The organism is Bradyrhizobium sp. Pa8 (assembly GCF_052588265.1).
The window spans coordinates 6,111,124-6,128,034 of the sequence record NZ_CP176767.1; the positions used below are offsets into that span (position 1 = coordinate 6,111,124).

The following is a 16,911-nucleotide window of genomic DNA, read 5'->3' on the forward strand; positions in this document are numbered from 1 at the left end:
ACACATGCCCACGATCGACCGCATCGACGGCTATGCCGACGAACTCACTGCTATCAGGCGCGACCTCCACGCCCATCCCGAGATCGGCTTCGAGGAAGTGCGCACCTCCGGCATCGTCGCCGACAAGCTGAAGAGCTGGGGCATCGAGGTGCACCGCGGTCTCGGCGGCACCGGCGTGATCGGCGTCATCAAGGGCAAGGGTTCCAGCGGCAAGCGCATCGGCCTGCGCGCCGACATGGACGCCCTGCCGATGGAAGAGAACACCAATCTGAAATGGAGTTCGAAAATCCCCGGCCGCTTCCACGGCTGCGGCCACGACGGCCACACCACCATGCTGCTCGGCACCGCGCGCTACCTCGCCGAGACCAGGAATTTTGACGGCACCGTGCACCTGATCTTCCAGCCGGCCGAGGAAGGCCTCGGCGGCGCCCGCGCCATGATCAAGGACGGGCTGTTCGAGAAGTTTCCCTGCGACGAGCTCTATGGCCTGCACAACGCGCCCGACCTCAACCACGGCGAGATCGCGATCCTGCCCGGCCCCGCGATGGCCAGCGCCGACTTCTTCGACCTCCGCATCACCGGCTATGGCGCGCATGGCGCGATGCCCGAACGCTCCAAGGACGCGGTGATCATCGCGACCACGCTGGCGCAGGCGATCCAGACCATCGTCAGCCGCAACGTCGAGCCGCTGCAGGCCGCCGTCATCTCGATCACGCAGATTCACGCCGGTTCCGCCTACAATGTCATCCCCGGCGAAGCGCATCTCTGCGGCACCATCCGCACCTTCTCGGATGAAGTCCGCGCCCTGATCGCCGAACGCATCCGCACGATCTGCGCCGGCATCGCGAGCGCCTATCAGTGCGTGATCGAAGCTGACATCCGCGATACCTTCGGCGTGCTGGTCAACCAGGTCGAGCAGTCCAAGGTGGTCGAGGAGGTCGCGCGCACCGTCGTCAACCCCGCCAACGTGATCACCCGCGCCCAGCCGAAGATGGGCAGCGAGGATTTCGCCGACATGCTGCAAACTATTCCCGGCGCCTATTTCTGGGTCGGCCACGACGGCTCGGTGCCCGTGCACAATCCCGGCTTCGTGCTCGACGACAAGATCCTGCCAATCGGCGCCAGCATGTTCGCCCGGATCATCGAAACGCGCATGCCGGTAGGTTAGCAATGCACAAGAAGAGCGTCGAAGAGGCCGTCACCTCGCTGCACGATCTCTCCGCGGTCGATCTGATCGCGGGCTATCGGGCCAAGCAGTTCTCGCCGAGCGAGGTGCTGGAGGACGTGCTTGCGCACGTCGCTGCGTGGGAACCGCATCTCAAGGCGCTCTACGCGTTCGATCCCGACAGCGCGCGCGAGGCCGCGAAGGCCTCGACCGCGCGCTGGAGCGGGGGCGAGCCATCAGGCGCGCTCGACGGCGTGCCTGTGACGGTGAAGGACAACATCGCGACCAAGGGCGTGCCGGTGCCGCTCGGCGCCGCCAGCGTGAAGCTCGTGCCGGCCGAGAAGGACGCCCCGCCCCCTGCGCGACTGCGCGAGGCCGGTGCGATCATCTTCGCAAAAACCACCATGCCCGATTACGGCATGCTGTCCTCGGGACTCTCCAGCTTCCACGCGCTGGCGCGCAATCCCTGGGACCTCTCCAAGAATCCCGGCGGCTCCAGCGCGGGCGCCGGCGCGGCGGCTGCGGCTGGCTACGGCCCTTTGCATCTCGGCACCGATATCGGCGGCTCGGTCCGCCTGCCTGCGGGCTGGTGCGGTCTCGTCGGCCTGAAACCGAGCTTTGGCCGCGTGCCGATCGACCCGACCTATGTCGGCCGTGTCGCCGGTCCCATGACCCGCACGGTCGACGATTGCGCGCTGATGATGAGCGTGATTGCAAAGCCCGACCGGCGCGACGGCATGAGCCTGCCCGCCGAGCCTCTCAACTGGAAGGGCCTGGAGAAATCCCCGCGCAAACTGCGCATCGGCCTGATGCTCGATGCCGGCACCGGCCTGCCGGCAGAACGGCCGGTCCGCGATGTTGCAGTGAAAGCCGCAAAGGCGTTCGAATCCGCAGGTAGCGTCGTCACCGAGGTCGACGGCATCCTGACCCGCGAGATGCTCGACGGCCTCGACAATTTCTGGCGCGCACGGATGTGGGACGATCTGGCCAGGCTGACGCCGGCAGAACAGGCAAAGGTGCTGCCCTACATCTTCAAATGGGGCGCATCCGGCGCAAAGCTCTCGGGTGTGGATGTCATCCGCGGATTCAACCAGACCATGGCGATCCGCGCGGCTGCGTCAAAGCTGTTCTGCGAGCTCGACTACGTGATCTCGCCGACCGCGCCGAACGTGAACTATCCGGCGGACTGGGCTTCACCCACCAACGATCCCATGAGGCCGTTCGAGCACATCTGCTATACCGTCCCGTGGAATATGTCGGAGAACCCTGCCGTCTCCATCAATGGCGGCTTCGACGCCAACGGCTTTCCCATCGGCGTGCAGATCGTCGGCCGCCGCTTCGATGATATCGGCGTGCTCGGCATGGCCAAGGCGTTCGAAGGCCTGCGCGGCGCACAGAAGCCCTGGCCGAGCCCGCCGGCGCAGTAAACACTCTCTCGTCATTCCGGGTTGCGCCCTCTTGGCGCAAGCCCGGAATCCATTCATCCGCACAAGTGATGCGGAGAAATTGGATTCCGGGTTCGCGCTTCGCGCGCCCCGGAATGACGTGCTAGAGAGACCGACAAGAAACAAGGGAAGGAAACCACCATGGCGTATGAGACCATCAAATACGAGGTCGCCGAGCAGATCCTCACCATCACGCTGAACCGGCCCGACAAGCTCAACGCCTTCAATGCGCAGATGCAGGCCGAGCTGATCGACGCGTTCGACGCCGCCGACAAGGACGACGACGTCCGCGCCATCATCGTCACCGGCGCCGGCCGCGGTTTTTGCGCGGGCGCCGATCTCTCCTCGGGTGCAGATACCTTCGATCGCGATGCCCGGCGCGGGCCGGTGAAGCGTTTCGCGGACGGCAAGGTCGATTACAGCGATCCGCAGGTGCGCGATGGCGGCGGTCAGGTGACGCTGCGCATCTTCAAGTGCCTGAAGCCCGTGATCGCCGCCGTGAACGGCCCTGCCGTCGGCATCGGCGTCACCATGCAACTCGCGATGGACATCCGCATCGCCTCGGATGCCGCGCGCTTCGGCTTCGTGTTCTCCCAGCGCGGCATCGTGCCAGAGGCCGCCTCGAGCTGGTTCCTGCCGCGCATCGTCGGCATCTCGCAGGCGCTGGAATGGTGCTATTCCGGCCGCGTCTTCCCGGCCCAGGAAGCGCTCGCCGGCCGCCTCGTCAGCAAGGTCGTCGCCCCGGATGATCTGCTGCCGACCGCCCGCGCGCTGGCCAAGGAATTCGCTGCCAAGACCGCGCCGGTGTCGGTCGCCCTGATCCGCCAGATGATGTGGCGCATGATGGGCGCGGACGATCCCATGGAAGCCCACAAGGTCGACAGCCGCGGCATCTACACGCGCGGCCGCTCGGACGACGTCAAGGAAGGCGTGGTGTCGTTCCTGGAGAAGCGCCCGGCGCAGTTCAAGAACAAGGTGTCGAGCGATATGCCGGACTATTTTCCGTGGTGGAGCGAGCGGGAGTACAAGTAGCTTCGTAGGGTGGGTTAGCCGAAGGCGTAACCCACCTCTTTACGTTCCGCAGACACAGAAGTGGTGGATTACGCTTCGCTAACCCACCCTACGATTCAACAGCACCGTCAATCCATCACCAGCGCCACCCGCCCGATCGCCTTGCGGTCGATCAACAGCCGCATCGCCTTCGCGTAATCCTCGAGCGGCAGGCGATGCGAGACGTTGGGGCGCAGCTTGCCTTCTTCCGCCCATTGCAGCAGCGCCTTGAGCCGCACCTCGCCGAGCGCCGGATTTTTCCGCACGGCTTCACCCGCACGCACGCCGAGCACGCTGGCGCCCTTGATCAGCAACAGGTTTGTCTTCGCCGAGCCGATGCCACCGGTGAAGCCGATCACCAGCAGCCGCGCGCCCCAGGCGATGCAGCGCATCGAGTTCTCGAACACCTCGCCGCCGACGGGATCGAAGACAACGTCGGCGCCACGGCCGTCGGTGATGCGCTTGACGGCATCGCGAAACGGCTCGCGGTCATAGCGGACGAGATGATCGGCGCCGCGCGACTTCGCAATGGCGAGCTTCTCGTCGCTGGAGGCCGTCGCGATCACGGTCGCGCCCAGCATCTTGCCGATCTCGACCGCGGCAAGCCCTACGCCGCCGCCGGCACCATGCACCAGCAACACCTCGCCCGGCATGACCCGGCCGCGATCGATCAGCGCGTGATAGGCGGTGCCGTGGCCGGCGAGATAGGTCGCGGCTTCCGCATAGTCGAACGTCGACGGCATCGGCGTGAGCTGCGACGGCGTCACCACCGCTTCGTCGGTGAAGGCGCCATGGCGCATCTTCACGATGACCTTGTCGCCGACTGACACGCCGCTTGCCTCTGCGCCCACCTCGGTGACGTCGCCGGCGGCCTCCATGCCGGGCGTGAACGGCAGCTCCGGCTTGAGCTGATATTCGCCGGCCGCCATCAGCACGTCCGGAAAGTTCAATCCGGCGGCGCGGATCGCAACGCGCACCTCACCCGGTTTGACGGCGCGTGACAGAAACTCCTCCAGCCGCAGCGCCTCAGGCGCGCCGAGCGCGTGGCAGACGACAGCCCGCACCATCAGGCCGCACTCGCCTTGCTGCGTTCGAGCGCCTCGCGGATCAGCGGCAGGCGGTCGTTGCCAAAGTACATGTCGGTCTTGCCCACGAAGATCGTCGGTGAGCCGAAGCCACCGCGTGCCACGACCTCTTCCGTGTTGGCCTTGAGCTGGTCCTTGATTGCCTGCTCGGAGATGCCGGCAAAGAACTTCTGCTCGTCGACACCGACCTTCCTGCAGATCTCGGCGAGCACGGCGTCCTGCGAGATGTCCTTGTCGCCGCCCCAATAGGTCTCGAACACGGTAGTGGCGAACGGCACCATGTCTTTCCCCAGCCAGATGCAGCCGCGCATGGCCTTCACGCTGTTCACCGGAAACACCGTCGGCGGCATCTTGATCGCAAGCCCGGCCGAGCGCGACCAGTCGGCGAGGTCCTTTTTCATGTAGCGCGCCTTCAGCGGCACCGGCGTCTCGCGCTGCGCGTAGACGCTCGGATTGACCGTGTTGAAGATGCCGCCGACCAGGATCGGCCGCCAGATAATCTCGGCCCCCAGCTCCTTTGCCAGCGGCTGGATGTTGTGGAAGGCGAGATAGGTCCAGGGGCTGGAACAGTCGAAGAAGAATTCGATCATGGCGTTTCCTTTGCTTTCGTCATTCCGGGGCGCGCCCCCTTGGGCGCGAACCCGGAATCCATTTCACCAATTTTATTGCGGCCCGATGGATTCCGGGTTCGCGCTTCGCGCGCCCCGGAATGACGGCGTTGCCGTCACTTCTTTCCCAACACTTCCTTGGCACGCTGGCCGAACATGATCTTGCGTGATTCCTCGTCGAACGGCTCATTCACGAACTTGCCGATCGCAAGCCCCGCCTGCACCTGTGGCCTTGCGCGCACCTCGGCGTACCAGCGTTTCACGTTTGGATAGTCGTCGAGCGTAAAGCCCTGCGCCTTGTGGTCATGGTCCAGGGGAAGCAGGCGATGTCCGCGATGGAATAGTCGCCGGCGACATAGGCGCCGGTCTTGGCCAACTGCCGGTCGAGCACGCCATAGAGCCGCGCGGCCTCGTCGCGGTAGCGCTCAATCGCATAAGGGATCTTTTCAGCAGCATAGAGCGCGAAATGGCCGTGCTGGCCGAGCATCGGCCCGAGGCCCGCCATCTGCCACATCACCCACTGGATGGTCGTCGAGCGGCCACGCAGATCGCTGGTCAGGAAGCGGCTGGTCTTTTCCCCGAGGTAAATCAGGATCGCACCGGTCTCGAATGCCGAGAACGGCGCGCCGCCGTCGGCGGGCGCGTGGTCGACGATCGCGGGAATGCGGTTGTTCGGAGAGACCGCCAGAAACTCGGGGCTGAACTGCTCCCCGGCGCGGATATTGACGGGCTTCACGTTATAGGGGAGCCCGAGTTCCTCCAGCATGATCGAGATTTTCCAGCCGTTCGGCGTCGGCGCGTAATAGAGGTCGATCATGACCTTTCCCTTGGCCTTTCCTTTGGGCCTTCCCTGTCGTCGCCGATGGAATAGAGAGCGACTTTTGTTGTTCTGTACCTTGACGTTAAGACATGGCAGGAAGGGGCGCAACACAACCTGCCGGGAGAGCCGCCATGCTGTTTCCAACCACGATCGCCGGCTCCTTGCCGAAGCCGGAATGGCTTGCCGAGCCCAACATGCTCTGGGCACCCTGGAAGTCGCAAGGCGCGGAGCTTCTCCGCGCCAAGCGCGACGCGACGATGCTTGCCGTCAAAGTCCAGGAGGATGCCGGCATCGACATCGTCACGGAGGGCGAGCAGGCCCGCCAGCATTTCGTGCACGGCTTCCTGGAGAAGATCGACGGCATCGACTTCGCCCACAAGGTCGAGATGGGCATCCGCAAGGACCGCTACAAGGCGATGGTGCCACAGGTGGTCGCGCCGCTTCAGCTCAAGGGGCGTGTTCATGCCGACGAGGCGCGCGTGGCGCGCACGCACACGAAGAAGAAGCTGAAGTTCACCCTGCCCGGCCCGATGACCATCATCGACACGATTGCGGACCGTTACTACGGTGATCGCGTCAAGATGGCCTTTGCCTTCGCCGATCTCCTCAACGAGGAAGCCAAGGCATTGCAGGCCGACGGCGTCGATCTCGTGCAGTTCGACGAGCCCGCCTTCAACGTCTACATGGACGAGGTCAACGACTGGGGCATCAAGGCGCTGGAGCGTGCCGCGCAGGGGCTGACCTGCGCCACCGCCGTGCACATCTGCTACGGCTACGGCATCAAGGCCAACACCGACTGGAAGGAGACGCTCGGCAGCCAGTGGCGGCAATACGAGCAGATCTTTCCGGCGATCGACGCGAGCCCGATCCAGCAGGTCGCGATCGAGTGCCGCAATTCGAAGGTGCCGCTCGATTTGCTCGCGCTGCTCAAGACCAAGATCGTGCAGGCCGGCGTGATCGACGTCGCCAGCGACACGGTGGAGACGGCCGAGGACGTCGTGCAGGTGATCGACGCGGTGTCGAAGTTCGTGCCCAAGAGCAACATCATCGCCACCACCAATTGCGGCATGGCGCCGATGCGGCGGGAGATCGCCGAGGCCAAGCTGATGGCGCTCGGCGCCGGTGCCGCGCTGGCGCGCGAGAAGCTGGGGTGATGGTGCTCCGAACGGCACTCGTCGTCACGGCTCTTGCGGGGATCACGTTCGCTGCGCGCGCGGAGGATCGCTCCGTGCTGTTGAATTGCAAGGCCATGGTCGAGCGCGCGTCGAAGGATACGGGTACGGCAACCGAGGCTGAGCTCACCCGCTGCCGCCAGATCATCCGCGAATGGGCGCTGCGCGATGCGCGGACGACAGTGGATGAGCAAGGGCGGCCGCTGAAATAGCCACACGCTCGCTGCGTTCCGTCCCCCTTGCGGGGACGGTTAGGCGCGGTGCGCGCTGGGGTGCAGCGTGACCTCATAGCCGGCGCTCATCGCGCGCAGCGTCGATGGCGGGGTCAGCAACTGCGCATCGTCGAGCTCTCGCGCGCCTCCAACATAACCCGCCGCCGACCACAACAGCGCCCCGCCCTGCATCAGCAGAAAGCTTTCATCGCCCTGCTGCAGCATCGCGCCGTCTGGAAGCTGCTCGAGCGGCACCAGCAGCGCGTGAAGCCGCTTCTTGCCGTGATCAAGCCGCTCGTGGTGCAGCACCGTGTCGATATCGTGCATGCGGACATCACGGACGCGGTTGCCCTTCTCCCAAGCGGCCCGGAAGCGATTGGCATCGTCACGGCGGCAGTAGAAGCAGGGGCGATGGCCGGCGGCGAGCGCGGTGGCCTCGTCGAGGAAGAACAGCTCGGTCCAGCTATGCGTCGCCATCACCTCGCGGCGGCGGCCGCGGAATTCGCAGGTACAGGTGAGCCATGCCGGCGACGACCAGCGCCTCTTGAGTAGCATCCTGGTCGCGGGATCATGGATGATGCCGCGATTGCCGGTGAACAGGCCCCGGTGCGGCGTGGCGATGATGTCGCCGGTCGGCGTGACACGGTTTTGCAGGGGCATGGCCACCTCCACCTGTCATTGCGAGCGAAGCGAGGCAATCCAGAAATGCGTCTGCGGAGATAGTCTGGCTTGCTTCGTCGCTTCCGCCTTCGCTCTTCGAGCTACGGCGGACAAGTCGCTCCTCGCAATGACGGCGATCGTCACGCCGCGCCGTCGCGCAGCGGCGGATGGTAGGACAGCGCGGTGTCCCAGGGGAAGAAGATCCAGGTGTCCTGCGAGACTTCCGTGATGAAGGTGTCGACCAGCGGACGTCCCTTCGGCTTGGCGTAGACGGTCGCGAAATGCGCATCGGGCAGCATGTCGCGCACCAGCCTGCCGGTCTTGCCGGTGTCGACGAGGTCGTCGACGATCAGAAGCCCCTTGCCGGTGCCGCCGCCGAGCTTCATCGCCGCATCGGACATGCCCTTGAGGACCTGGAGCTCGCCCTGCTTGTCGTGGTCGTAGCTGGCGATGCAGACCGTATCGATGATGCGGACACCGAGCTCGCGCGCCACGATCGCGGCCGGCACCAGACCGCCGCGGGTGATCGCGATGACGGCGTGGAACGGGCCGACCTCGTTGAGCCGCCAGGTCAGCGCCCGGCAGTCGCGGTGGAACTGGTCCCACGAAACGGGAAAGGCCTTGCCGGCCCGCTCCTGCGCGCTCAGCTCCGGTGCTTCACCAGCCATTGTTGTCTCCTGCCAATCTTCATCCGGCAGCCTTTCTGCTACCGGGTGATGTTCAATCCCGCCAGCATTTCCTTCACCGCTGCCATCGCCGCTGCCAGCTTGTCCGCGTCGCGCGAGCGCACCACCAGATTGGTGTTCGGCTTCTGATCTTCGTCCATGAACGGATAGCTGCCGATGATGGTGTCGGGATGGGCGGCGGCGATCGCCCGCAGCGGGCCGCCGATGTCGCCTTCGCGCGCATTGGCGCGAACCGATTCGGAGAGCATGCGCACGCCCGACTTCAGCTTGGGCGAGACGATGTCCATCATCGCCTGCATGATCGAGGGCACGCCGGCCATCACGATGACGTTGCCGATCTTGAAGCCGGGGGCGAGGATGGTGGCGCTCTGGATCAGCTCGGCGCCGTCGGGGATGCGGGCCATGCGCAGGCGGGCCTCGTTGAGGTCCTGCTCGCTCCAGCGCTCGCGGAAGCGGGCGACGACCTCCGGATGGTGGTCGATGCCGACGCCGAACGCCTTGGCGACGCTGTCAGCGGTGATGTCGTCATGGGTCGGCCCGATGCCGCCGGTGGTGAAGACATAGGTGTAGCGTTTCCGCAGTGCATCCAACGCGGCGATGATATCGTCCTCGTCGTCGGAGACGACCCGGACTTCCTTCAGGTCGATGCCGATATTGGTCAGGTATTCGGCGATGAAGCCGATATTCTTGTCTTTGGTGCGGCCGGACAGGATTTCATCCCCGATGACCAGAATGCCCGCCGTGACGATGTCGCTCATACCTTTAAGTCCCTCACCTGTCGGCCCGACTTTGCCGAGGTAACGCGTTGAAGTCACGCGGTTTTGCTGCCGAAATAAGCAGTCCTCAGCCATTTTTTGAGGCAGCCCTCCCGGCTGTCCCCGGCAAATGCCACAACTCCATGCTTATCGCGCTGGCCCAGCCCTTGCTACCTCCTCAGAGTCATGCACTCTTGCCGCATGGCCAGGACGTTGCGGTCTTCACCAAGGCCTGGCGACCTGTCGAATGGCGCTACGCCTTGCGGAGACAAGTCGGGATCTATGGCAGTCGCGTTTGATGAAATGAACATTCCCGGTGGGGACCTTCGCCCCGCCTATCAGGAGCTGGCGCGCTGGCTCAAGGAGACGCCTCCCGAGGCGCTCGAATATCGCCGCCAGGAGGCCGAGCTCCTGTTCCGCCGCATCGGCATCACCTTTGCCGTCTATGGCGATTCCGAATCCACCGAGCGCCTGATCCCCTTCGACGTGATCCCGCGAATCATGTCCGGCAAGGAATGGGCGCTGCTGGAGAAGGGCCTGAAGCAGCGCGTGCGCGCGCTCAACATGTTCCTGCGCGACATCTATCATGGCCGCGACATCCTGCGCGCCGAGATCGTGCCCGACGACCTGATCTTCCAGAACCCGGTGTTCCGCCCCGAGATGAACGGCCAGCAGGTGCCGCACGACGTCTACGTGCACATCGCCGGCATCGACATCGTCCGGGTCGATGCCGAGGACTTCATCGTGCTGGAGGACAATGCCCGTACGCCGTCGGGTGTGTCCTACATGCTGGAAAACCGCGAGATCATGATGCGGCTGTTTCCGGACCTGTTCGCCCGCCACAGGGTGGCGCCGGTCGAACGCTATCCGGACGAGTTGCTCTCCGCCCTGCGATCGGTGGCGCCGCACAGCGCCTCCGGCGAGCCGACGGTCGCCCTGCTCACGCCCGGCGTCTACAACTCGGCCTATTACGAGCACTCCTTTCTTGCCGACAAGCTCGGCATCGAACTGGTCGAAGGCCGCGACCTCATCGTCAAGAACAACGAAGTGTTCATGCGGACGACCGAGGGGGTGAAGCGGATCGACGTGATCTATCGCCGCGTCGACGACGACTTCATCGACCCCCTCACCTTCCGCCCCGACTCCGTGCTCGGCGTGCCCGGGCTGATGTCGGCCTATGCGGCCGGCAACATCACGCTCGCCAACGCGGTCGGCACCGGCATCGCCGACGACAAGGCGATCTACTCCTACATGCCGGACATCGTGAAATTCTATCTCGGCGAGGAGCCGATCCTGAAGAACGTGCCGACCTGGCGCTGCCGCGAGCCGAAGGACCTCGCCTACGTGCTCGACAATCTCGGCGAGCTCGTCGTCAAGGAAGTCCACGGCTCCGGCGGCTACGGCATGCTGATCGGTCCCGCCGCGACGAAAGCGACGATCGAGGCCTTCCGCGAAAAGCTCAAGCGCGAGCCGGAAGGTTTTATCGCGCAGCCGACGCTGGCGCTCTCGACCTGCCCGACCTGTACGGCAAGCGGCCTCGCGCCACGCCACGTTGACCTGCGGCCCTTCGTGCTCACCGGCAGCAAGAGCACGACGATCGTGCCCGGCGGGCTGACACGGGTCGCGCTCAAGGAAGGCTCCCTGGTGGTGAATTCGAGCCAGGGCGGCGGCACCAAAGACACCTGGATCCTGGACGAGTAGTCAGATGCTGTCGCGTACCGCCGAAAACCTCTACTGGCTCGCCCGCTATGTCGAACGGGCCGAATATCTCGCGCGCACCATCGATGCGACGCTGCGCGTCACCGCGCTTCCCGCCGCCTATATCGGCAAGACCAATGAATGGGACTCGGCGCTTCTCACCGCCGGCGTCGCCGCGAGCTTCTATCAACAGTATGAAGTAGCCAACGAGCACAACGTCGTCGACTACCTCTCGTTCTCGGCAAGCAATCCATCATCGATCAGGAACTGCATCGAGGCGGCGCGGCTGAACTCGCGCTCGGTGCGCACCGCGCTCACCAGCGAGATGTGGGACACCATCAACTCGGCCTGGATCGAACTCCAGGAGGTCTGGAGCAAGGGCACCTCCACGCGCGAGGATCTCGCAAAATTCCTGCGCTTCGTGCAGGAGACTTCGCTGCGCTTCGACGGCTCGGCCTACCGGACCATGCTGCGCAACGACGCCTACTGGTTCTCGCGGATGGGCGTGCATCTGGAGCGCGCCGACAACACCGCGCGCATCCTCGACGTGAAGTACCACGTGCTGTTGCCCGAGGAGGAGCATGTCGGCGGCCCGCTCGACTTCTATCAGTGGAGCTCGATCCTGCGTTCGGTCTCGGCGCTGACGGCCTATCACTGGGTCTATCGCGAGACGCTGAAGCCGTGGCTGATTGCGGACCTGCTTATCCTCAACGACACGCTGCCGCGCTCGCTGGCAAGCTGTTACGGCAATCTCGTGCGCAACCTCGACCAGATCGGCGTCGCCTATGGCCGCCAGGGCCCCGCCCAGCGCCATGCCCGCGGCATCCGCAACCGGCTGGAACACAGCAATATGAACGACATTTTCCAGCACGGCGTGCATGAATTCATTCAGGAATTCATCACGGACAATTCCAGGCTGGGCGAAATCATCACGAAGCAGTATCTGATCTGATGTCCCCCGGCTGACGAAAACGGGATATCGTCATGGCCGGGCTTGTCCCGGCCATCCACGTTCTTGCTTTTGCGCGGCGAGGAAGATCGTGGATGCCCGGGACAAGCCCGGGCATGACGAGCTTCTTCGTAGTAGGCAGCGGGTCTAACCACTAACTTCACGGTCCACCATGCGCCTGCGAATCCAGCACACCACGACCTATCGCTACGAGCCGCCGGCCACCAGCGTGATCCAGATCCTGCGCATGACGCCCGGCAGCCATGACGGGCAATATGTGGCGGAGTGGCAGATCGACGTCTCGACCGACACCAAGCTCGACACCCATGAGGACGCCTTCGGCAACGTCACCCATGTGCTGTCCTGCGGACCCGTCGGCGACATCAAGATCACCGCCGAGGGCCTGATCGAGACCCACGACACCGGCGGCGTGCTGCGCGGCGCCGACGAGCGTTTTCCGGCCGGCATGTTCCTGCGCGCCACCGACCTCACCACCGTCAATCCGGCGATGACGGCGGTCGCGCGGCAGTTGCGCAGCGAGGCCGAGAGCGACACGCTCGGCTTCCTGCACACGCTGATGACGCAAATCAGCGATCACATGACCTTCGACGAGGATCCGACCAACAGCGGCACCTCGGCGGCGGAAGCGTTCACGCTCAAGCGCGGCGTCTGCCAGGACTACGCGCATATCTTCATCGCCTGCGCCCGCAGCGGCGGCGTGCCGGCGCGCTTCGTCTCCGGCCATTTCCTGCGCTCCGACGGCACGGTGCACCAAGATGCCGGCCATGCCTGGGCGGAAGCTTACGTCGACGGTCTCGGCTGGGTCGGCTTCGATCCCGCCAACTGCATCTGCACCACCGACGCCCATGTCCGCGTTGCGATCGGGCTCGACTATCTCGGCGCAGCCCCCGTGCGCGGCACCCGCTATGGCGGCGGCGCGGAGACGCTGACGGTGGCCGTGAAGGTCGAGCAGGCCGGCCGCGGCGGGCAATCGCAGTCGCAGTCACAGCGGCAGAGCTAGGCGCGGCGGTATCTCGTCACGAGGCATCTGCGGCGCAATCACGTCGCAGCGTTACGGCTGTAATCGACGACCGCCGCGCTGAAACCGTCCCGTAGCGCCATCTCTTCAACCTCCGTTGTGATCCGATTCCGCAACAGAGGTTGAGACAGATGCGGCTTCACGAAAAGAACAAGAAGCATTCCGTGCCCCTGCGCGATCCCCACCAAGACGTTCTTGCGGGGATCCGGGAGTTGGCTCCCGAGATCAAGGCACGCGCCGCGGAGATCGAAGCCGCACGCCGCGTCCCGCCCGACCTCGTGGAACGACTGCGGTCGATCGGGCTCTTCCGGATGTTCGTTGCGCGCAGCCATGGCGGGCTGGAGCTGGATTTTCCGGCCGGACTGGAGGTTATCAAGGCACTGGCCCGTCTCGACGGCTCGCTCGGCTGGATCGCGACTGTCGCCGGAGCGAGCAGCCTCTTCGTCGCCGCGTCACCTCTGGAATTGTACCAGCGCATCTATCAGGACGGACCGGATACGGCGATCTGCGGCTCGTCCCAACCGGGTGGAACAGCAGAGCGCGTGGCCGACGGTTATCGCGTCAAAGGCCGCTGGCCGTTCGCCAGCGGTTGCACGCATGCCGACTGGATCGGCGGGTTCTGCATTGTCACCGAGAACGGCAAACCGGTCCCCGGCCCGCAGGGCAAGCCGCTGCTTCGCGTCGTTGCACTGCCGGCGCGCGACTGGGAGATCGAGGACACCTGGCACGCGGCGGGGCTCAAGGGCACCGGCAGCCATCACGTCACGCTGCGGGAGACGCTGGTTTCCGAAGCCCATTTCTTCGATCTCGATGCCGCCCCGCGCCAGTCGGGTCCGCTCTATCAGGCGTTGCGGCAATGGCTGCCATTGGTGCACGGCGCATTCTCGGTGGGGATGGCCGAAGGCACCGTCGATGACCTGCTCGCGCTGGCCGCTACCGGAAGGCAGCAATTGTACGCGGCCGTGCCGATGCGGGAGTCCGAGATATTCCAGTACGATCTCGGACGGATTTCCGCCGACCTCGGAGCCGCGCAGGCGTTTCACCAGGTCCAGGCCGCCAGCCACTGGCGTCACGCGCTGGCGGGAACGCTGAACGACGAAGACCTGGTGATCGAGGGGGCCCGATCCGCGACCTGGCTCGCCACGACCTGCGTCGGCATCGCGGATGCCTGCTTTGCGCTGGCCGGCGCCAGCGCTGTCTACGACAGCTCGCCGCTGCAGCGGCGCCTGCGCGACCTTCACGTCGCAGCACAGCACGCTCACGCGCAGCAGCGGCAATATGTCGACGTCGGCAAGCTGGCGTTGCGTCGTTCGGCCGGACATGCCGGCTGAGGGCTCGAGCCGTGCTACACTCGCGGGATCAGACCTGACCCCGCGAGGTATCCCATGGCGACCGTAAAGCTGCTTTCGGACGATGAGCTCTCCGCCGAGGCGCGCGCCGTTTTCGACGATATCCGCAAGGTGCGGAAGTCGGACTTCGTCAACAATTTCTGGCGCGCGCTCGCGCATGATCCGAAGACGCTGCGGCGGACCTGGGAGAGCATCAAGGAGGTGATGGCCCCGGGCGCGCTCGATCCCAAGATCAAGGAAATGCTCTACGTAGCGGTTTCCATCGCGCACGGCTGCAGCTACTGCATCCATTCGCACACCGCCGGCGCACGGGCCAAGGGCATGACCGAGGCCGAATATGGCGAGATGCTCGCCATCGTCGGCATGGCCGCGGAGACCAACCGGCTGGTCACGGCGCTCGGCGTCCCCGTCGACGAGGCGTTTCTCGTCGATGCCGCGGACTGAGCGGCAGGGATAGCCGTTTCGCCGGCGAATGCCGACCTCCCCCGGGGAATCGGGGGTTTCATGCCTCCCCGAAATTGGCTAGTAATTCCGCGCAAACGCGTTCGGGGACTGGAAATGACCTATTGTTGCGGAATCCTGGTTCGGGACGGTCTGGTGATGATCGCCGACACCCGCACCAATGCTGGGCTCGACAATGTCTCGACCTTCCGCAAGCTCCACATCTTCTCGAAACCCGGCGACCGCATCATGGCGATCGCCAGCGCCGGCAACCTCGCCATCAGCCAGTCGGTGCTGTCGACGCTGACCGAAGGCCTGGAGGACCCCACCACGGGCGAGGTCGAGACGCTGATGAATGCGCCGACCATGTTCCAGGCCGCCCAGCGCATCGGCCGGGCGATCCGGGCGGTGCACGCGACCGAAGGACCCGCGCTGAGATCCGAAGACGTCTCCTTCGACGTCTCCTTCCTGTTCGGCGGCCAGATCAAAGGCGCGCGCATGCGCTTGTTCATGGTCTACACCGCCGGCAATTTCATCGAGTGCACCACGGACACGCCCTACCTGCAGATCGGCGAGCACAAATACGGCAAGCCGGTGCTCGACCGCGCCATGCATTACGACGTCGAGCTTTACGAGGCGCTGAAGACCGGCCTGATCTCGATGGACTCGACCATGCGCTCCAATCTCGGCGTCGGCCTGCCGATCGACGTGCTGGTGGTGCGCGCAGACGCCTGCGATGCCGATCTCAACCACCGCATCGAGGCAGGCGAGCCCTATTTCCACGACCTGCGCTCGCGCTGGTCGGCGGCCTTGCGCGCGGCGCATCAGAACATTCCGCGGCCGCCCTACAAGAACGAAAAAGAACCAAAAACCTGACAGCCAACTTGAAGAGAGAAAAGGCAGGAAACGATGAGTGAAGCAAACAAGATCGCAGTGGTGACGGGTGCCGGCACCGGTGTCGGGCGCGCGGCGTCGCTGGCGCTGATGAACACCGGCTTCACCGTGGTGCTGGTCGGGCGCCGGCTTGACATGCTCGAGGAGACCGCGAAGCTCGGCCCCGCAGGCAAGAGCCTGTGCGTCACGGCCGACATGACCAAGCCGGACTCCATTGCCGCGCTGTTCGACAAGGTCAAGGCGACCTACGGCCGACTCGACGTGCTGTTCAACAATGCCGGCATGGGCGCGCCGGCGGTGAACTTCGAGGATCTCAGCCTCGAGCAGTGGCAGGCCGTGGTGAACACCAACCTCACCGGCCCGTTCCTGTGCACCCAGCACGCCTTCCGCATCATGAAGGACCAGAGCCCGCGCGGCGGCCGCATCATCAACAACGGCTCGATCTCGGCGCACGCGCCGCGTCCGTTCTCGGCGGCCTATACCTCGACCAAGCACGCCATCACGGGCCTCACCAAGGCCTCCAACCTCGACGGCCGCATGTACGACATCGCTGTCGGCCAGGTCGACATCGGCAATGCCGCGACACCCATGACCGACCGCATGGTCAACGGCCCCGGCGTGCTGCAGCCCGACGGCACCACCAAGCACGAGCCGCGCATGGACGCCAAGGCGGTCGGCGACGCCGTCGCCTACATGGCCGGCCTGCCGCTCGATGCCAACGTGCTGACCATGACGGTGATGGCGACCAAGATGCCGTTCGTCGGACGGGGCTAAGGTCTCTCTTCCCTCTCCTCGCTTGCGGGGAGAGGGCCTGACTCAAAAAACTGAAAAACAACCCCATGCACAGTAGACTCCGGTCTCGCCCTGCCAACGGGGTGAGGCC

The 16,911-nt window shown here is 64.9% G+C and carries 17 protein-coding genes and 1 pseudogene; 12 read left to right on the forward strand and 6 right to left on the reverse strand.

The window, feature by feature from the left end:
* Positions 1–4: 4 nt before the first annotated feature.
* From ACKWRH_RS28985 to ACKWRH_RS28995, 3 genes are all read left to right on the forward strand, one after another.
* Complete coding sequence (locus tag ACKWRH_RS28985; RefSeq protein WP_445216302.1) at positions 5–1,168, forward strand: M20 aminoacylase family protein; 1,164 nt, start codon at positions 5–7, stop codon at positions 1,166–1,168.
* A gap of 2 nt (positions 1,169–1,170) precedes the next feature.
* Positions 1,171–2,592 (forward strand): amidase, encoded by a 1,422-nt coding sequence (locus ACKWRH_RS28990; RefSeq protein ID WP_445216303.1) that lies wholly within the window; start codon positions 1,171–1,173, stop codon positions 2,590–2,592.
* 159 nt (positions 2,593–2,751) lie between these two features.
* Positions 2,752–3,642 (forward strand): crotonase/enoyl-CoA hydratase family protein, encoded by an 891-nt coding sequence (locus ACKWRH_RS28995; RefSeq protein WP_014494261.1) that lies wholly within the window; start codon positions 2,752–2,754, stop codon positions 3,640–3,642.
* A 107-nt stretch (positions 3,643–3,749) separates the two neighbouring features.
* On the opposite strand, the gene ACKWRH_RS29000 is transcribed toward ACKWRH_RS28995, so the two are convergent.
* The 3 genes and pseudogenes from ACKWRH_RS29000 to ACKWRH_RS29010 form a co-directional block, all read right to left on the reverse strand.
* A complete protein-coding gene (locus ACKWRH_RS29000; protein WP_445216304.1) occupies positions 3,750–4,727 on the reverse strand; it encodes an NADPH:quinone oxidoreductase family protein in 978 nt (325 codons plus the stop codon).
* The gene (locus ACKWRH_RS29005; protein WP_445216305.1) at positions 4,727–5,335 is read right to left on the reverse strand and encodes a 2-hydroxychromene-2-carboxylate isomerase; all 609 of its coding nucleotides are present in this window, start codon (positions 5,333–5,335) and stop codon (positions 4,727–4,729) included. Before ACKWRH_RS29005 ends, ACKWRH_RS29000 begins: the two co-directional genes overlap by 1 nt.
* 134 nt (positions 5,336–5,469) lie before the next feature.
* Positions 5,470–6,170, reverse strand: a pseudogene (locus tag ACKWRH_RS29010) (glutathione S-transferase N-terminal domain-containing protein).
* A gap of 134 nt (positions 6,171–6,304) precedes the next feature.
* Here ACKWRH_RS29010 and ACKWRH_RS29015 point away from each other — a divergent pair.
* Both ACKWRH_RS29015 and ACKWRH_RS29020 read left to right on the forward strand, forming a co-directional pair.
* Complete coding sequence (locus ACKWRH_RS29015) at positions 6,305–7,327, forward strand: methionine synthase (RefSeq protein WP_071912555.1); 1,023 nt, start codon at positions 6,305–6,307, stop codon at positions 7,325–7,327.
* Positions 7,327–7,557, forward strand: a complete 231-nt coding sequence (locus ACKWRH_RS29020) for a hypothetical protein (RefSeq protein WP_038959595.1) — start codon at positions 7,327–7,329, stop codon at positions 7,555–7,557. The genes ACKWRH_RS29015 and ACKWRH_RS29020 overlap by 1 nt, the downstream gene beginning before the upstream one ends.
* 39 nt (positions 7,558–7,596) lie before the next feature.
* Here ACKWRH_RS29020 and ACKWRH_RS29025 read toward each other — a convergent pair whose 3' ends face one another.
* The 3 genes from ACKWRH_RS29025 to ACKWRH_RS29035 form a co-directional block, all read right to left on the reverse strand.
* On the reverse strand, positions 7,597–8,217 hold the full coding sequence (locus ACKWRH_RS29025; protein WP_445216306.1) for a hypothetical protein: 621 nt from the start codon (positions 8,215–8,217) through the stop codon (positions 7,597–7,599).
* A gap of 140 nt (positions 8,218–8,357) precedes the next feature.
* Positions 8,358–8,885 carry a xanthine phosphoribosyltransferase gene (gpt, locus tag ACKWRH_RS29030; RefSeq protein ID WP_445216307.1) on the reverse strand — a complete coding sequence of 176 codons (528 nt, stop codon included), beginning with the start codon at positions 8,883–8,885 and terminating at the stop codon, positions 8,358–8,360.
* Positions 8,886–8,923: 38 nt separating this feature from the next.
* Positions 8,924–9,661, reverse strand: coding sequence for a competence/damage-inducible protein A (locus tag ACKWRH_RS29035; RefSeq protein WP_445216308.1), 738 nt, complete (start codon positions 9,659–9,661; stop codon positions 8,924–8,926).
* Between the two features lie 279 nt (positions 9,662–9,940).
* Here ACKWRH_RS29035 and ACKWRH_RS29040 point away from each other — a divergent pair, with 279 nt between their 5' ends.
* The 7 genes from ACKWRH_RS29040 to ACKWRH_RS29070 all read left to right on the forward strand — a co-directional run bounded on the left by ACKWRH_RS29040 (position 9,941) and on the right by ACKWRH_RS29070 (position 16,802).
* Positions 9,941–11,359, forward strand: coding sequence for a circularly permuted type 2 ATP-grasp protein (locus ACKWRH_RS29040; protein WP_445216309.1), 1,419 nt, complete (start codon positions 9,941–9,943; stop codon positions 11,357–11,359).
* 4 nt (positions 11,360–11,363) lie between these two features.
* Positions 11,364–12,308 (forward strand): alpha-E domain-containing protein, encoded by a 945-nt coding sequence (locus ACKWRH_RS29045; RefSeq protein WP_028150006.1) that lies wholly within the window; start codon positions 11,364–11,366, stop codon positions 12,306–12,308.
* A gap of 169 nt (positions 12,309–12,477) precedes the next feature.
* Positions 12,478–13,326: a transglutaminase family protein gene (locus ACKWRH_RS29050; RefSeq protein WP_014494250.1), complete on the forward strand. Its 849-nt coding sequence runs from the start codon at positions 12,478–12,480 to the stop codon at positions 13,324–13,326.
* 149 nt (positions 13,327–13,475) lie between these two features.
* Positions 13,476–14,675: a flavin-dependent monooxygenase gene (locus ACKWRH_RS29055; protein ID WP_445216310.1), complete on the forward strand. Its 1,200-nt coding sequence runs from the start codon at positions 13,476–13,478 to the stop codon at positions 14,673–14,675.
* A 54-nt stretch (positions 14,676–14,729) separates the two neighbouring features.
* A complete protein-coding gene (locus ACKWRH_RS29060) occupies positions 14,730–15,137 on the forward strand; it encodes a carboxymuconolactone decarboxylase family protein (RefSeq protein ID WP_028154692.1) in 408 nt (135 codons plus the stop codon).
* A gap of 114 nt (positions 15,138–15,251) precedes the next feature.
* Positions 15,252–16,010, forward strand: a complete 759-nt coding sequence (locus ACKWRH_RS29065) for a proteasome-type protease (protein WP_028150003.1) — start codon at positions 15,252–15,254, stop codon at positions 16,008–16,010.
* A gap of 33 nt (positions 16,011–16,043) precedes the next feature.
* Positions 16,044–16,802: an SDR family oxidoreductase gene (locus ACKWRH_RS29070; protein ID WP_135216890.1), complete on the forward strand. Its 759-nt coding sequence runs from the start codon at positions 16,044–16,046 to the stop codon at positions 16,800–16,802.
* The last annotated feature ends 109 nt before the right edge of the window (positions 16,803–16,911 follow it).

What these genes read in the sequence shown, in the direction of transcription:
- ACKWRH_RS28985 (WP_445216302.1), top strand. Translation starts at nt 5, where the DNA reads ATGCCCACGATCGACCGCATCGACGGCTATGCCGACGAACTCACTGCT.
- ACKWRH_RS28990 (WP_445216303.1), top strand. Translation starts at nt 1,171, where the DNA reads ATGCACAAGAAGAGCGTCGAAGAGGCCGTCACCTCGCTGCACGATCTC.
- ACKWRH_RS28995 (WP_014494261.1), top strand. Translation starts at nt 2,752, where the DNA reads ATGGCGTATGAGACCATCAAATACGAGGTCGCCGAGCAGATCCTCACC.
- ACKWRH_RS29000 (WP_445216304.1), bottom strand. Translation starts at nt 4,727, where the DNA reads ATGGTGCGGGCTGTCGTCTGCCACGCGCTCGGCGCGCCTGAGGCGCTG.
- ACKWRH_RS29005 (WP_445216305.1), bottom strand. Translation starts at nt 5,335, where the DNA reads ATGATCGAATTCTTCTTCGACTGTTCCAGCCCCTGGACCTATCTCGCC.
- ACKWRH_RS29015 (WP_071912555.1), top strand. Translation starts at nt 6,305, where the DNA reads ATGCTGTTTCCAACCACGATCGCCGGCTCCTTGCCGAAGCCGGAATGG.
- ACKWRH_RS29020 (WP_038959595.1), top strand. Translation starts at nt 7,327, where the DNA reads ATGGTGCTCCGAACGGCACTCGTCGTCACGGCTCTTGCGGGGATCACG.
- ACKWRH_RS29025 (WP_445216306.1), bottom strand. Translation starts at nt 8,217, where the DNA reads ATGCCCCTGCAAAACCGTGTCACGCCGACCGGCGACATCATCGCCACG.
- gpt (WP_445216307.1), bottom strand. Translation starts at nt 8,885, where the DNA reads ATGGCTGGTGAAGCACCGGAGCTGAGCGCGCAGGAGCGGGCCGGCAAG.
- ACKWRH_RS29035 (WP_445216308.1), bottom strand. Translation starts at nt 9,661, where the DNA reads ATGAGCGACATCGTCACGGCGGGCATTCTGGTCATCGGGGATGAAATC.
- ACKWRH_RS29040 (WP_445216309.1), top strand. Translation starts at nt 9,941, where the DNA reads ATGGCAGTCGCGTTTGATGAAATGAACATTCCCGGTGGGGACCTTCGC.
- ACKWRH_RS29045 (WP_028150006.1), top strand. Translation starts at nt 11,364, where the DNA reads ATGCTGTCGCGTACCGCCGAAAACCTCTACTGGCTCGCCCGCTATGTC.
- ACKWRH_RS29050 (WP_014494250.1), top strand. Translation starts at nt 12,478, where the DNA reads ATGCGCCTGCGAATCCAGCACACCACGACCTATCGCTACGAGCCGCCG.
- ACKWRH_RS29055 (WP_445216310.1), top strand. Translation starts at nt 13,476, where the DNA reads ATGCGGCTTCACGAAAAGAACAAGAAGCATTCCGTGCCCCTGCGCGAT.
- ACKWRH_RS29060 (WP_028154692.1), top strand. Translation starts at nt 14,730, where the DNA reads ATGGCGACCGTAAAGCTGCTTTCGGACGATGAGCTCTCCGCCGAGGCG.
- ACKWRH_RS29065 (WP_028150003.1), top strand. Translation starts at nt 15,252, where the DNA reads ATGACCTATTGTTGCGGAATCCTGGTTCGGGACGGTCTGGTGATGATC.
- ACKWRH_RS29070 (WP_135216890.1), top strand. Translation starts at nt 16,044, where the DNA reads ATGAGTGAAGCAAACAAGATCGCAGTGGTGACGGGTGCCGGCACCGGT.